This is a genomic window from Ohtaekwangia koreensis (assembly GCF_900167975.1).
GTDB classification, from domain to species: Bacteria; Bacteroidota; Bacteroidia; order Cytophagales; family Cyclobacteriaceae; genus Ohtaekwangia; species Ohtaekwangia koreensis.
On sequence record NZ_FUZU01000003.1, the window covers coordinates 322,556 to 337,214 of the forward strand.

The 14,659-nt window shown below is 42.5% G+C and carries 8 protein-coding genes; 6 read left to right on the top strand and 2 right to left on the bottom strand.

From position 1 onward, the window contains the following. Positions 1-6: 6 nt before the first annotated feature. The 4 genes from B5Y40_RS20600 (at position 7) to B5Y40_RS20615 (ending at position 11,118) form a co-directional block, all read left to right on the top strand. Entirely contained in the window at positions 7-1,428 is a 1,422-nt protein-coding gene (locus B5Y40_RS20600; RefSeq protein WP_079688730.1) for a PorP/SprF family type IX secretion system membrane protein, read from the top strand. Between the two features lie 466 nt (positions 1,429-1,894). Further along, complete coding sequence (locus B5Y40_RS20605) at positions 1,895-4,561, top strand: PA14 domain-containing protein (RefSeq protein WP_159453759.1); 2,667 nt, start codon at positions 1,895-1,897, stop codon at positions 4,559-4,561. 205 nt (positions 4,562-4,766) lie between these two features. Then, positions 4,767-10,163 (top strand): fibronectin type III domain-containing protein, encoded by a 5,397-nt coding sequence (locus tag B5Y40_RS20610; protein ID WP_079688732.1) that lies wholly within the window; start codon positions 4,767-4,769, stop codon positions 10,161-10,163. A 16-nt stretch (positions 10,164-10,179) separates the two neighbouring features. Continuing rightward, positions 10,180-11,118 (top strand): alpha/beta fold hydrolase, encoded by a 939-nt coding sequence (locus B5Y40_RS20615; protein ID WP_079688733.1) that lies wholly within the window; start codon positions 10,180-10,182, stop codon positions 11,116-11,118. On the opposite strand, the gene B5Y40_RS20620 is transcribed toward B5Y40_RS20615, so the two are convergent. Then, a complete protein-coding gene (locus B5Y40_RS20620; protein WP_159453760.1) occupies positions 11,082-12,092 on the bottom strand; it encodes a hypothetical protein in 1,011 nt (336 codons plus the stop codon). The genes B5Y40_RS20615 and B5Y40_RS20620 overlap by 37 nt on opposite strands. A gap of 75 nt (positions 12,093-12,167) precedes the next feature. Between B5Y40_RS20620 and B5Y40_RS20625 the strand changes: the two genes are divergently transcribed. Both B5Y40_RS20625 and B5Y40_RS20630 read left to right on the top strand, forming a co-directional pair. Beyond that, a complete protein-coding gene (locus B5Y40_RS20625; protein ID WP_079688735.1) occupies positions 12,168-13,604 on the top strand; it encodes a GMC oxidoreductase in 1,437 nt (478 codons plus the stop codon). Between the two features lie 2 nt (positions 13,605-13,606). Beyond that, on the top strand, positions 13,607-14,038 hold the full coding sequence (locus B5Y40_RS20630) for a hypothetical protein (RefSeq protein WP_079688736.1): 432 nt from the start codon (positions 13,607-13,609) through the stop codon (positions 14,036-14,038). Here the strand turns inward: B5Y40_RS20630 and B5Y40_RS20635 are convergent. Continuing rightward, complete coding sequence (locus B5Y40_RS20635; RefSeq protein WP_079688737.1) at positions 14,028-14,630, bottom strand: HAD family hydrolase; 603 nt, start codon at positions 14,628-14,630, stop codon at positions 14,028-14,030. The two genes, B5Y40_RS20630 and B5Y40_RS20635, sit on opposite strands and share 11 nt — an antisense overlap. Between the last annotated feature and the right edge of the window lie 29 nt (positions 14,631-14,659).

The window sequence follows — 14,659 nt, forward strand, 5'->3', positions numbered from 1 at the left end:
TTATTCATGAAAAGACCTCTACCTACTACCGCTCTCTTCCTGTTGATTTTTCTTATTCTAAATCAAGCAGCCTTTGCACAGAACCCACCTGTGTTCAGTCAGTTCTTTGCAAACCCATTTCAGTTTAATCCTTCCTATGCAGCACACCAGGGATATGCAGAAGCAAATGTATTTTACCGTAGGCAGTGGCTTGGCATTGACAACACGCCAACGGTGGGTGCACTTAATCTTCAGACACCGGTAGGAAGAAACGTTTCATTGGGACTTACGGCTTATTCTGATAAAACAGTATTGCTTACAACGACATCGGTATTGGCCACATTTGCCTACCGCATTCGGTTCACGCAACATCACAATCTTAACTTTGGAATTTCAGGTGGTGTTGGATTTAACTCTTTTGATTTTGCTGCCCTCGAAGATACCAATGACCCTGCGCTCGCAGGCATCACCCAGAACAACACTTTCGTCAATGGACAGTTTGGTGTAAACTATCAGTTCAAAAATTTTAACATCGGTTTCGCTCTTCCTAAGCTTTTCGATTCACAACCCAATAGTGTGAGTCAGTTTAACGATGTAAAGATGAGCAAATTCGATAACCGTTTTGGTTCTGCTTCCTATACTTTTAAACTGGGTAGTGTAAAGGTATCACCCTACATTATATATCGTTCGCTGGATCGCGCACAAGATCAGTGGGAAGGGCTTCTTCACGTGTCTATTAAAGATGTAATCTGGATTGGTAGCTCCTACCGGGATGGGTATGGAGTTACGGGATTTATAGGTCTTAATTTAAAAGGTCTTCTGCGTATAGGCTATGCATATGAACGCGCTACTGGAGATATATCAAGCGTAGCGGATGGCACACATGAGGTATACCTGGGTGCCCGTCTTAGCCACCGTAATCGTGAAGATGAAATCTTTGCAATGAAGCAAGAGCAAGACTCTTTGAAAGCTGTCGCGAAAGCTGAAAAGAAAACAGCTATACCTCCTGCTGATCAGAAGGAAGACTCGGCATCGATAGCAGATAACACGCCCGCTTCGAAAGTACAGACACAAGATATAGCACCACCAAATGTTAATGCTGTAAAAACAGAAGAGCAAAATACTAAAAAAGCTCCTGAACAAACTCCAGTTGTCGCAGAGGCTGCGCCTGCAGTCGAAGCGCCAGAAGAAACCATTGCAGAGGAACATGCGCTTGGACACTATTTGATTCTCGGTGTTTACCAACACCCGGATAATGCTAAAAAACAACTCAGCAATCTGAGGGCAAAGGGACTGGTACCTTCCATTCTTTTCCAGGCAGAGAAAAAATACTACTACGTATACGTCTTTTACTCTACCGACCGTCAGGAAGTCATCAATCAATGGAAAATAATTCGCAGGCAAAACCAATATTTTGGTGCTTGGATTTATTCAGCAGTAGGTAATTAATTCCCCAATTTTATTCGATTTTATACTCCGTTTGGGTACACGGAAAGGTACGTCTATTTATTTTTATTGCCTTTTTTAATCAAAAAGCACTCAAGACATGTTTTGCGGAGTATGAAAATATTACATAAAAAAATCGGTTGTGAGGTTACATTATTCGCCAATTCGATATACATTTATATCAGAAAACGTTTTTACGTCTTCTACTGTCTATAAAAGGTAACAAAATATTACATCATTATGGTGGGGCTTTTATCTGGATTCCGTTCCGCGGGTCCTTTTTCGTGTCTGCCTATGCGAGAATCAGTGCTCACTGATTTTTCAACCGCTTTTGATATCCTATTACAAGCAGTTGCAGCTCCAGATAAGGAGCTTGTTTCGTTCCCTTCGTTTAAATCAGTTTTCAACTTAAACACTTATATCTATTTGAAACATTTCTAAAACAAACAAAACAAATCCTCTAATGTCTATGGCTAAATGGTTTCTTAGTGGTCTGCTCAGCATGTGCTGCGTAACCACATTATTCGCTCAAATCGTTTATGATAGCGGTTATTCGCTTCGTAACAATCAGCTCTCTCACTACTACAAAATGGTGAGTTGGGACGATAGTCAGTATAAAGAATTCGACTATCGCTCCATGTCCGGTTCTAACGTTATAGAATTTATGAACTGGCGCGCAATTTTCCCTGCCGGTTTTCAAAAGAACGGTTCAACAAAATATCCAATGATTGTTATGCTTCATGGCGCGGGCGAATCAGGAAGATCATGGCAAGGACACTATACTTATACTCCGAGTGATGTTCGTTACGATAACAATGGTCTTAATCTTCTTCATGGAGGTCAGGAACATCGTGATGCCGTCAACAGATCTCCGGCAAATTCAAGGGCCTTTCCAGGTATTGTAATTTTCCCTCAGGTTAATCACAGCGGTGCATGGGAAAGCGGCTGGGCCAATGGCGTGCAAACTCAAAACGAGTTAATGGCCGCCAGAATTATTGAATACATGATCAGTGACTATAATGCCGATATCAACCGGGTTTATGTTCATGGTCTTTCCAATGGTGCTAAAGGAACATGGGACTTCGCAGCGAAGCGCCCTGATCTATTTGCTGCTATAGCCCCCATGTCAGGTGTCGGCAGTAGTCCCGATGCTATGACTAATGTACTGGTAACAACTCCTCTTTGGCTTTTCCAGGGAGGCGTGGATACAAACCCCAATCCAACCTCGGCACAAACGATCATCAATATGCTGATCAGCAAAGGAGGGAAACCACGCTATACACTTTATCCAAATACCGGACACGGTACATGGTATGCTGCGTATGCAGAGCCTGATTTCTTTTCTTGGTTATTAGCACAAGATAAACGTAATATATATGTATTCGGAGATGCTCCGGTATTCTGTCTGGGCGAATCCATTAAGCTTGGGTTCTCTGCTGGATTTCTCGAATACCAATGGACATTCAACGGTGCAAATATACCGGGTGCCACAACACGGTTTTATGATGCCGGTCAAGCCGGAACATATACTGTTAAGTTCAAAAGAACAAACAACCAATGGTACGAGTCATTCCCGATCAATGTAACATCACAACCTGCATCTACTTTTACACCTACTTTAACAAACACAGGATCAAAAGTACTTCCAATCGATATCAGCTCTAACAACGTAGTAGATCTTGTTGCTCCTGTTGGTTATAGCCAATACATCTGGTTTAAAGATGGTGCTCAGGTTGCCACTACAACTTCCAATATCCGTAACATCTCAACAGGTGCAGGCGTTGCTGGTACAGCAGGTTCATACTCGGTAAGAGTTAAAGAAACTTCAGGCTGTTCAAGCTTGCAGTCCAATGCGATTGCTATGGCATATACTTCACCGCACGTTGGTCCTACTCCTCCGGTACAGGCTAATGCTACAGTATTGTCTTCTACACAAACAAGTCTGGCATGGTCTGACTCTCCAACAGAAGAGTATTATGAGATCTGGAGAAACAGACGTGCAGCAAACGGATATAGCTCAGAACCCTATAAAGTTGTTGGTATCGTTTCACAAAACGTATTGACAACCGTAGATGCTGGTTTGAGACCTAATGCACAATACTTCTATCGTATTCGTGCCGTAGGAGGAAATGATGCACGGTTCTCAAATGAAAAACTGATTACAACACAGGAAGATACTACACCTCCTACTGCTCCAACAGCACTTGCAATCAGTAACTCAACCGGTTTCCAGGCTACACTTTCGTGGACAGCTTCAACAGACAACGACCAGGTAGCAAGCTATCAGATCTTCCTCAACTCATCTCTTGCAGGAACATCTACAACTACCTCCTTTGTATTAACAGGACTTGTCCCAGGTGCTACCTATAATGCAGAAGTAAAAGCTGTTGATGCTAGAAATAATGTTTCTGCTGCAGGTGCTATATCCTTCACTACACCAGAAAGCGGACTCTCCTATACTTACTATGAATCTGAAAGTTCTATATCAAGCTTAGCAACGTTTGATTTCAATCAAGCTCCTGTTAAGACTGGTATTGTAAACAATTTTGACATCAGTGTGAGAAATCAAAATGATCTGTTCGTATTCTCTTACGATGGATATATCCAGATCGATGATATAGGAGCCTATACTTTCTATACTTCTTCAGATGATGGCAGCAGACTATATATCAACGGTACCATGGTAGTAGAAAATGACGGCTTGCACGGAACACAGGAACGCAGCGGAGTATATAATTTCGCTTCTGCCGGCAGATACGCTATCAAAGTAACCTTCTTCGAAAACGGAGGTGGTGAAGTACTAAATGTACAATACGATCCTGCAGGAAGTGCTCCTAAGCAATCTATCCCCAATGCAAAACTATTCCTGGGCAACGGTGGCTCCGGAGCGCGGATGGCTAGCCCTGATGCAACGGTATCGGTATATCCTAACCCTGTTGTGAATACACTTTCAGTTGACCTTACAAAATTGAAAGCTCAAACCATCACAATCTATGATCAGATCGGTAACCCGGTTAGAAAGATCCAGGTTGATGGAGCACAGGACATCAAAAACATAGAAGTTTCTGACCTAAAAGACGGAGCTTATATACTTGGCATCGACTCAAAAAGAATAAGATTTATTAAGAAAAATTAATTTTCTCGAATTCTCCCCCTTTAAAACGCTGCCTCCAAGAGGCAGCGTTTTTTATTTCATCCGTTTGATTAAAGTGGAAAGGAGCTTTTTAGAATTTACACGGTGAGCACGGTGTTCTAAAAAAATTAAAAGTTACTTTTTTATTACCTCGGTTATATATCGTTACTTTTGTAAGTCTATAATTGTTTAATGGCTCTTTAATCCTATGTCTCTACCTAAGTTCCTTGCTGCTGCAATGCTATACATTATTGTGGCATTTTCAGCTCCTGTATTTTCTCAAACGGTTATTCACTACGACAGTGGATATACTCTTCGAAACAACCAACTCGGTCACTATTACAAAATGGCAAGCTTCACCAATGAAGCGCGGTTGCGTGAATATACTTACTGGAAGAGCACGGGCTCTGTGGTAAATGAATTCATGAACTTCAGAGTAATTTTCCCGAATGGGTATAATAAGAAAGATACACTCACAAAGTATCCGTTAATATTAATGTTGCATGGAGCTGGTGAATCCGGCCGTTCATGGGCCGGCCGTTATGATTACGGACCAGATGATCTTCAATATGATAACAACAGTACTAACACAGCTCACGCCGGGCCATCACATGTAGCGGCTGTTTTAAAATCAGCTTCCGATCCAAAAGCATTTCCGGGTATAGTAATTATGCCACAAGTCAGCCACAGTGGTAGCTGGCAGAATGGCTGGGAAGATGGCGCTATCAGCAATGATATGCGCATGACGATCGGCATTGTCGAGCACTTCATCAGTACATATAATGTAGACCAGGACCGGGTAATTGTTCACGGACTTTCAAATGGAGCAAAGGGTACATGGGACGCAGCGGCAAAACGCCCTGATCTTTTTGCGGCCATTTTGCCAATGTCTGGCGTAGGGAGTGAATACGAAGCGATGACTGATATACTGGTTACAATGCCAACATGGTTATTTCAGGGCGGTACGGATACCAACCCAAGACCTCAGGCTGCTCAGGATCTTATCGACTTGTTAAAAAGCAAAGGGGCCGCTCCTATATATACTTTCTATCCGACTCTGGGTCACGGAACATGGACCACTGCTTATGCAGAGGCTAACTTTTTTCCATGGATCCGAAGTCAGAATAAGAAGAATATATATGTATTTGGTGGCACTACCGAGCTTTGTGAGAATGGCTCGATCAAGCTTGGCTTCTCTGACGGCTTTCTGCAATATCAATGGACTTATAATGGCGTAGATATACCGGGAGCAACAACCCGATACTATACCTTGAATCAAACAGGTACCTATAAAGTCAAATTCCTGAGAAGGAATAATAAGTGGGCTGAATCATATCCAATCCAGATCACTCCTAAATCGAACTCCACATACTCACCGGTACTCACAAATACCGGTACACGTATTTTGCCGATCGACTTTAGCGGTGCTAAAAATGATACATTAAAACTTACTGCCACAGAAGGATTCCCTTCCTACTACTGGTATAAAGACGGGGTCGCTTTTGATACGACTACAAGCAATATAAAAATTGCATACTTCCTGAATGCGTCAGGTACTGCCGGTACAACTGCAGAAGCCGGAAACTATGCCGTAAAGGTTCGTGAAAATTCTGGCTGTCTGAGTTTACTCTCATCACCCGTTGCTGTTACGTACACTAGCCCACACGTTACGCCCAACGCTCCTACCGTTGCTACCAACGGTTTGACCGCAGTGTCTGAAACAGAAGTTAAAATTACGTGGACTGATAATTCCACCAACGAAGAATACTTTGAGATCTGGAGAAACCGAAACAACTCGAACGGCTATACCAGCGAGCCTTATAGATTAGTGGCCATTGTCCCTGCCAACAGTACTTCCTATAACGACAAAGGCTTGAGACCGATGGCGAAATATTTCTACCGCGTTCGCTCTGCGGGTTCTGGTGATGGAAGGTTTGCTGTCGAGAGAACTATAACTTTACCGAATGATCTTATTAAACCAAGTTCACCAGGTAATCTGACTGTTACGAATATAACCGATACTCAAATTTCTATTTCCTGGGATGCTTCAACTGACAACGACCGTGTTGCTAAATATGAAGTATACCAAGGCTCTACACTAGTAAGCAATGCTGTTACAGCAACGAGCTATACTATAACTAACCTCGCTCCGAATACAACATATTTTGTAAACGTTCGTGCTGTTGATTCACGGGGTAATTTCTCTGATTTCCCAGGAGAAGCTATACAGGTAACAACCTTAACGCCTCAGAATGGTTTGTTCTATTCATACTACGAACCTAACACAGTAGCAGCAAATTTTACACTTGCCAGCTATTTTACCACTACACAAACGCCTGTTAAACAAGGTGTGGTGAGTAACTTTGATATTTCGGTAAGAAACAAAAACATTAAATTCGTTTTTGTATTTGAAGGCTATATCCAGATTGATCAAACCGGAAACTACAATTTCTTTACACGTTCAGATGACGGAAGCCGCCTATATCTGGATGGCGTACTGCAGATTGATAATGATGCCGTGAAAAGCGGTCCGGTGGAAAAAAATAAAGTGGTGAACATTACTACTACTGGTAAGCATGCTATCCGTGTTGAGTATTTTTATGCAAACAGTCTTACACAAACCCTCACGGTATCGTACGATCCTCCGGGATCAGGCACTGGTTTAAATAAACAGGTTATTCCTAATTCCAAACTGTTCCGCACGGGCGCTACCCCTATATCTTACTATTCAAAAGCTACAGGTAACCTTCAGGACTTGAGTACATGGGGCACTAACACCAACGGTACGGGTACTGCTCCTCCGAACTTCACCAATGGATTTCAGTATTACTACATTCAAAATCGTACAGGAGAAGTAAACCTGGCGTCAGCATGGGCAGTAACTGGAACGGGTTCAAAGATCACCGTAGGTACAGGTATAACGCTTAACCTAAATGCAGCGCTCACCGGCAAACTGGAAGCGACTGGCAATGCAACGATCAACCTGAACAATACAACGATTCCTTCCTTTGGAGTATTGGCAACGACCTCTACCGTAAACTTCAACGTAGATGGCGCAGTTCCTTCCGGCTCCTATGGAAACCTGAATCTGAATACACCGCAGTCAACAAAAACACTACCGCTTAGCTCGATCAAAGTAAAAGGAAACCTGAGCGTTGCTGATCAGGTTGCTATCCAAGGCAGTGAACCTAACCTCTCGGTGGTTTCGCTTGATGGCAATCTTTCATTCCTGGGTTCAGGAAGTTCACTCACCAGCAATCAGCTATATTCTATAATTTTCAAAGGCGGCAAAGCGCATACGCTCACGGTAAATCCCGATGAAGACTTAAGTATATATCAACTTACGTTGGATTATGGTGATGCATTGTCTATTGACAATGGAGAAAACCCTGTCAACCTATATATCGGAAATGCAAACGGAGGTGGACTGGTTCTGGAAACAGGCTCTATACTGCAACTTGATAACAACAACCTGGTAATGAATGGAAATGTTTCCATCAACCCTGACAGCGAAACCGGATCGATTGCTATGAATAGTGGTGACCTTACACTGACAACAACCTCTACCCTTTCTTCGAACTTGTTGTTCAGCGACACCTATAACAATATCAACAACCTTACGCTATCCTCTACAGGTGCTGCTGAATTTAACCTATTGAGTCTTATCAAAGCATACGACCTGGTTACTCTTACAAGAGGTGAACTGAATACATATAACGGCAATATGATACTGGTATCCAACGCGAGCGGAAGCGCGCGTATAGGCCCACTGTTGTCTGGTGCAAAAATCACTGGCGACATCACGTATCAGCGCTTCATGCCAGGTGAAGGGAGAATATACCGCTATATCGCGTCTCCTATAAAAGGAATGAAAGTAGCGGACATACAGAAATATATACCTGTTACTGGTATTTTCACAGGCAGAAGCACAGGAACAGGTTTAGCTTCAAACACAGCCACTATGTTTAACTACAATGAGTCTGGCGGTGGATGGTTGAACTTCCCTCCAAATGGTGGCACTAACCAGGACAGCTTACGCATTGGTAAAGGCTATGCAATCTTCGTACGTGAAGGAACAAATCCTACTACATGGGAAGTTACCGGCAACCCTTATCAAGGTTCATTTATATTCCCGCTCACAGGCGGAACATCAGGACAGGACAATGGATGGAATTTATTAGGTAATCCATATCCGGCACCTATACAATGGACAGGCAGCAGTGCCGATGGCAAATGGTCTTCCATGCAAAATGTGAGCAACACAGTAAGCGTTCGCGAAAACTTCGGAACAGAGTATAGATGGCGAGTCTGGAACGGAACAACCGGAAACCTGGAAAATGGTATCATCGCTCCGGGACAATCTTTCTGGGTACAAACTACTTCGGCTACACCTTCGCTTATCATTACCGAAAATGCGAAGTTTACTTCCGATGGTGAATTCCACCGTGCATCCGGTGCAAGTACTGAAGCCCTCGAAGTTACTATGACAAACGGAACGTTGGTGGATGAAACGTATATTCAGACAGCTGCTACAGCTTCCGATAGCTATAACAAGTTTGAAGATGCTATAAAACAATCCAATACATACTTCAACCTTTCTTCAAAATCAAAAGACGGCATTTCACTTGCAATCAATATTGTTTCAAGTGATTTCTGTAAACATGATATACCGTTGAACATTGACAACGCAGCGAAAGGAAACTATACATTGAAGTTCAATGGTATAAATACATATCTCGCTAAAGCATACCTGGTGGATGCGTTCCTCGGAACACAGGTTGAATTAACCAATGATTTCGCGTACAGCTTTAGCATCACAGATAATGTGCTGTCCAAAGGAACACGCTTTACAATTACCTTGCAGAAACCTGAAGTGGAGTCAATCCAGTCTGTTGGTGCAAGCAGCGTTTGTGACAGTAGCCCAATCGTAAACATTGAAAACACGCAAGCGGATGTTGAGTACCAGGCGTTTTTCGGAACCGAACAGGTTTCTGATAAAGTTCTTTCTACAGGTGGTGCGATTCAACTATCGCTTAACAAAGAATCACTGGGTAACGGAACATTCCTGGTAGAAGTAAAAGCAGGATATGGTTTTACGGATTGCGCAGCGGTGAATGTGGCTGAAGCGATCAGTGTTACCATTGACTCTTTATCACAACCAAAAGTTTCCGTTGCAGGGAATAAACTTACCACTGCTTTCAAGAGTAACTATAAATATCAATGGTATCTGGATGGTACACCACTGGATGGCCAGACGCAACCTGAGGTTTACCCTTCGTCTCATGGTGTATACAATGTGGAAGTTACCAATGGAAGCTGCGCAAAATTCTCAGACAATGTGAGCTACTTCCCTACCGCGAATGAGGCAATTTCTGAACATGGTGCTTCAGCATCGCCGAACCCTTTTGTTGATAAACTCGTAGTAAACCTTCAGGGTACACATGCAACCAAAATCACAATCGCCAATGTAGTGGGTGATACAGTTCTTGAACGCCCGGTATCTGCATCGGATGAAAGTGTTACCTTAGATCTCTCTGGTTTACCGCAAGGCACATACGTAGTAATTATAGGTATAACAAAAATCAAAGTGATCAAGAAGGCATAGTGTAAAGACCCTCTCTATGAAAAAGACCCTGTTAGCAATTTTAATAAGTGGGATAGTACTTTTTGTACTATCCTATTTTTTTGTCTCTCTGAACCAGGAAACGAAAGCCCTCACCAATGAGGACCGATCAAACGCACCTGGGAAATTTATTACACTGGAGCACGGCCTCGTTCATTATGATTATGAGAAGAAGGATTCTTCTGAGTTGATTGTCTTTATTCATGGTGGAGGAATTACCGGAATGGAAGTATGGAGAAACAACATTCCATATTTTCAGAAGAAAGGATACCAGACGCTCGCGTACGATCTATACGGGCGTGGCTATACGGACCGTCCTTCTATAGTATATACACCAGCGTTGATGGTAGACCAACTTGCACAGCTACTGGACACTCTGCAAATCAAACAACCCTTTACCATCATCTCCATGTCGATGGGTGCTATGGTTGCCCTGGAGTATGCAAACAAGTATCCTGAACATGTTAAGAAGATTGTTTTTCTTGATCCCGCTACCACCGGGGACTATAAACCGAACGCGTTATTAAAGATGCCGGTCGTTTCAAATTTACTTATGACTTTTTACTGGTATCCTAAAGCAGTTGAAAATCAACGTAAAGAATTTGTCGATCAACAGCTCTTTGAAAGCTATAGCGAACGCCTGAAGTATTTCATGGAGTTTAAAGGATATAAGTATGTAAACCACTCTACCTGGATGCATACTTTAAATCAACGAAATATAGAGCTCCTCAAAAATTTACACCAGGATGTACTTCTTATCTACGGTGAGCGTGATCCGTATTTCCCAACCGGAAATATAGCAACGTATCAATCGCTCTCACCAACACTTCAACATCATGGAATTAAAGATGCAGGCCACATGCCTCATTTTGAAAAGTCGCATGAAGTAAATCCGCTGATCTACTCTTTCCTGACAGGATCTGCAGTAAGTGAATAACGTTTATAGAAGTCCTCGATTAACCAGAGCATAGCAGGGATAAAGATCAGTGCCTGAGGAACCAGGAATAATCTTGACTCCATCGCTGTACTTTTTACCATGTGGATTACAAGCCAGAAGGGCACGATCAGCAGGCACCAGCTCTTCAACGGAGTGGGTAGGCGCCTGAAACCGAAAACCGTTATAAAAGGTATCAACCCGAGTGTTCCGAATAACTGCGGATACATCCTGAAAAATGTAAGGTTGAATTTCAAGTAAGCGAAAGGACTACGCATGCCATGAATTCCTTCGGCTTCCTGAAACCCAAAATATAATCGTATAGATACAAATACAATGGCGAATACAGCGAGCGAAGCAGCAGTAATGATCCACTTCTCTTTCGTTAACAATTCTTTATTCGCGAACAGAAACGGAACGACTACCATGAACGGTATAAATCCACTGGTCTCCCGATTGAGTGCCGCGAAAAATGTGATGGGAATGATCCAATAGAATTTCCCATTCAGTATAACACAGGCTGCCAGCAGATAGAAAATTATATCGAAATATGTATTGAAGGAAAAATCCGATTGAAAAACGCTGTTACTGATGGTATAGCATAACAACATAAGACCAGTAAAAATCAGAATCGGGTTTTTGATGTTCAACAACTTGTAATAATAAAAGCTGATGTAAAAAATCAGCATATTTTGTATGAATTTAAAAAACAGATACGGGAGTATTTCGTATTTACCTGACAGTACCTTATTAAACAACTGTATCAATGATTCTAATATGTAGGGAGACAAGATTCTATACTGCCATGGATTGTAGAACTCGGAGTTCCCTGCAATTATATTCTTATGACGTGTAAACTGTGTGGCATGATCAATGGCCAGGCAACTGGTTGCGTGCTCATATAATATATATAAACTCATGAGCAGGAAAAAGAAAAACCAAATCCATTTGTCTAATCGAGGGTTTACGAAATTCATGGCTAAAGTTTGAAATTGTTACCTTGCAATTTATTGAAATTCTTATGCTATTTTAACACTTTACCACATGTTGCTATGCATTATAATTTAATAGTGGTTGGAACCGGTTTTGCGTCTTCATTCTTCCTAAAGAAGTTTCTTGAAAAGTCCAATGCAAATGTACGTGTACTTGTATTGGAGCGCGGAGAGTTCATTCCACATCAGAAGAGACTTCAGGAAGCCAGGAGCCGCCCGCTTGGAAAAGTGAGCTATGTGAGCGGTGGTAATGGAGGCAGTACGTTTAAGAATAACAATCCTGAAAAATCATGGATCTTCGATCCAAGCTTTGGTGGCAGTTCCAACTGTTGGACGGGCTGTACACCACGCTTCATGCCCAATGACTTTGAGCTGAAGACAAAATACAATGTGGGCGAAGACTGGCCACTAAAGTATAGCGATATCGAATCGTATTATGGAGAGACCGAAGAGATCATGTCCATCTCGGGACCTGACAAAACTCCATACCCGATGTCCAAAAAATATCCTCAGCCTGCGCACGAACTAAGCACGGTGGATAAGCTCTTGCAACGCGAGTATGACGAGTTATATATCAGTCAGCCAACGGCACGCAGCAGTATATCAAACAAACGGAACAAGTGCTGCACCAGTGCTATATGTCACCTTTGTCCGGTAGAAGCAAAATTCACGATCGAAAACGGTTTTAAGAGTTCAATCTATAGTGATCCGCGCGTAGAAGTTATATACCAGGCACAGGTAATCCAATTGGACACTCAGAACAATGTGATTCGTGCTGTCCAATACAGGAATGACAATCAGGATAAAAAAGCAACAGCGGATCTTTTTGCGTTGGGAGCAAATGCCATTTTCAACGCGCACATCTTGTTGAATTCCGGAGATACCAATATTCACACCGGCCGTAATCTCTCAGAACAAGTGGGTTATTATGGCTATTTCGATTTGAAGGATTTTCAGAATGTAGGTGGAAGTTCTATCATCACAGCCAACGGCTTTATGCTATATGACGGAGCACACCGGTCAGATCGCGCGGCGTGTATTGTTGAAAGCCATAACGATGTCTTTATACGCTACGAACAGGGAAAGTGGAGAAATATAGCCAAGTTCAAATTTGTATTTGAAGATATTCCGCAGGCCGGAAACAAAGTTGAAAAGTCTCCAGACCCGTTGATTCCGCAGGTAACTTACGTTGCGCATAGTGACTACGTTGCAAAAGGTTATGATTACCTGAAAAATAACATCAACAAAATATTTGGAGCGCTCCCGATTGAAAACGTTTACCTCGATGATAAATACCAACCTTCAGAGGCACATATTCTGGGGACAACGCGCATGAGTAAAGATGCTTCCACGGGTGTAATCGATCCCAACCTGATTCATCATCAGTATAGAAACCTGGCGGTTTTAGGAGGCAGCTCCTTCCCTACTATCACACCTTCCAATCCTACATTGACGTTGGCAGCATTATCACTTCGCGCTGCAGATAAACTGGTATAATTATGAACAGACGCTCTTTCATCCGTATATCTTCGCTCGCTATACTCGCCGCTATAGCAGGTTACTTCCTCTTGAGTTTTGATAAAGTAGTGAAACGAATTCTTGTGAAGGATAGTGAAGCCCTTGATCTGGGAGATGACGTTATTGACCGGTTTATAGCGGATGCCAAAAAGGAATACTTCTGGGACAAATTCTCATTCTCGAAGAAGATGTTCATCTGTGTCCAGCATTTCTTGTTTTCACTTGGTTTAAAAGTGAAATATCATCACAAGTATATGCAGTATAGAAGTATGATTACGGGACAGTTTCTACTCTCAACTGATTTCTTCCTGAACAAAATGGACACGAAACAAAAGGTAACGTATGTCGGATTTTTCAACCCCTATAAAACTGGTTGCTCCAATCCTTTCTCCAGTCTTCGCTTTACTGCCTGAACGGCTTGTAGTGTGAATGTGTACCCAATGCCAGCATGGGGCGATCGCCACTCGTATCGCCATAGGTATAGATAACAGGATACTCCTTCGTGTCCAGATATTTTTGTACACGAAGTACTTTCTCTTCACCATGGCAGTTCATCCCATCGAAACGTCCTGTTAATTTTCCAGAGACAACTTCAAGTCGCGTTGCTATACATTCAACCTGCAGGCTCTCTGCCCAGGGGCGCACCCAATTTTCAGGAGACGCTGAGACTATAATTACTTTATGTCCGTTTGCCTTGTGTTGTCTGATTTCCTCCAGAGCCTTGGGGCGGATAAGCGGTGGTACGCGTTCATTGGCAAATGCGAGACAAACATTATTGAATTCTGCGACGCTTGTTCCTTTAAAGAAATGCACCATCACAATTTGCTTTGCTTTTGAATTTGATATCACACCTGCTTTAAAAAGAGTAAGCACGGGTGCCAGTAACAAGAAGCCAGAGAAGAAGCGTACTTTCCCTTTGCTATACATGATAAACTCGAACAAGGTATCACGCGTTGTGACTGTTCCGTCAAAATCAAATAAAGCGAGAGCAGGTTTGTTGCTCATAGATTGTCCCAAATTACGTTGTCCGAATA

Bases quoted from the DNA above. Each gene is read 5' to 3' on its own strand.
- B5Y40_RS20600 (WP_079688730.1), top strand. From the start codon at position 7: ATGAAAAGACCTCTACCTACTACCGCTCTCTTCCTGTTGATTTTTCTT.
- B5Y40_RS20605 (WP_159453759.1), top strand. From the start codon at position 1,895: ATGGCTAAATGGTTTCTTAGTGGTCTGCTCAGCATGTGCTGCGTAACC.
- B5Y40_RS20610 (WP_079688732.1), top strand. From the start codon at position 4,767: ATGTCTCTACCTAAGTTCCTTGCTGCTGCAATGCTATACATTATTGTG.
- B5Y40_RS20615 (WP_079688733.1), top strand. From the start codon at position 10,180: ATGAAAAAGACCCTGTTAGCAATTTTAATAAGTGGGATAGTACTTTTT.
- B5Y40_RS20620 (WP_159453760.1), bottom strand. From the start codon at position 12,092: ATGAATTTCGTAAACCCTCGATTAGACAAATGGATTTGGTTTTTCTTT.
- B5Y40_RS20625 (WP_079688735.1), top strand. From the start codon at position 12,168: ATGCATTATAATTTAATAGTGGTTGGAACCGGTTTTGCGTCTTCATTC.
- B5Y40_RS20630 (WP_079688736.1), top strand. From the start codon at position 13,607: ATGAACAGACGCTCTTTCATCCGTATATCTTCGCTCGCTATACTCGCC.
- B5Y40_RS20635 (WP_079688737.1), bottom strand. From the start codon at position 14,630: ATGAGCAACAAACCTGCTCTCGCTTTATTTGATTTTGACGGAACAGTC.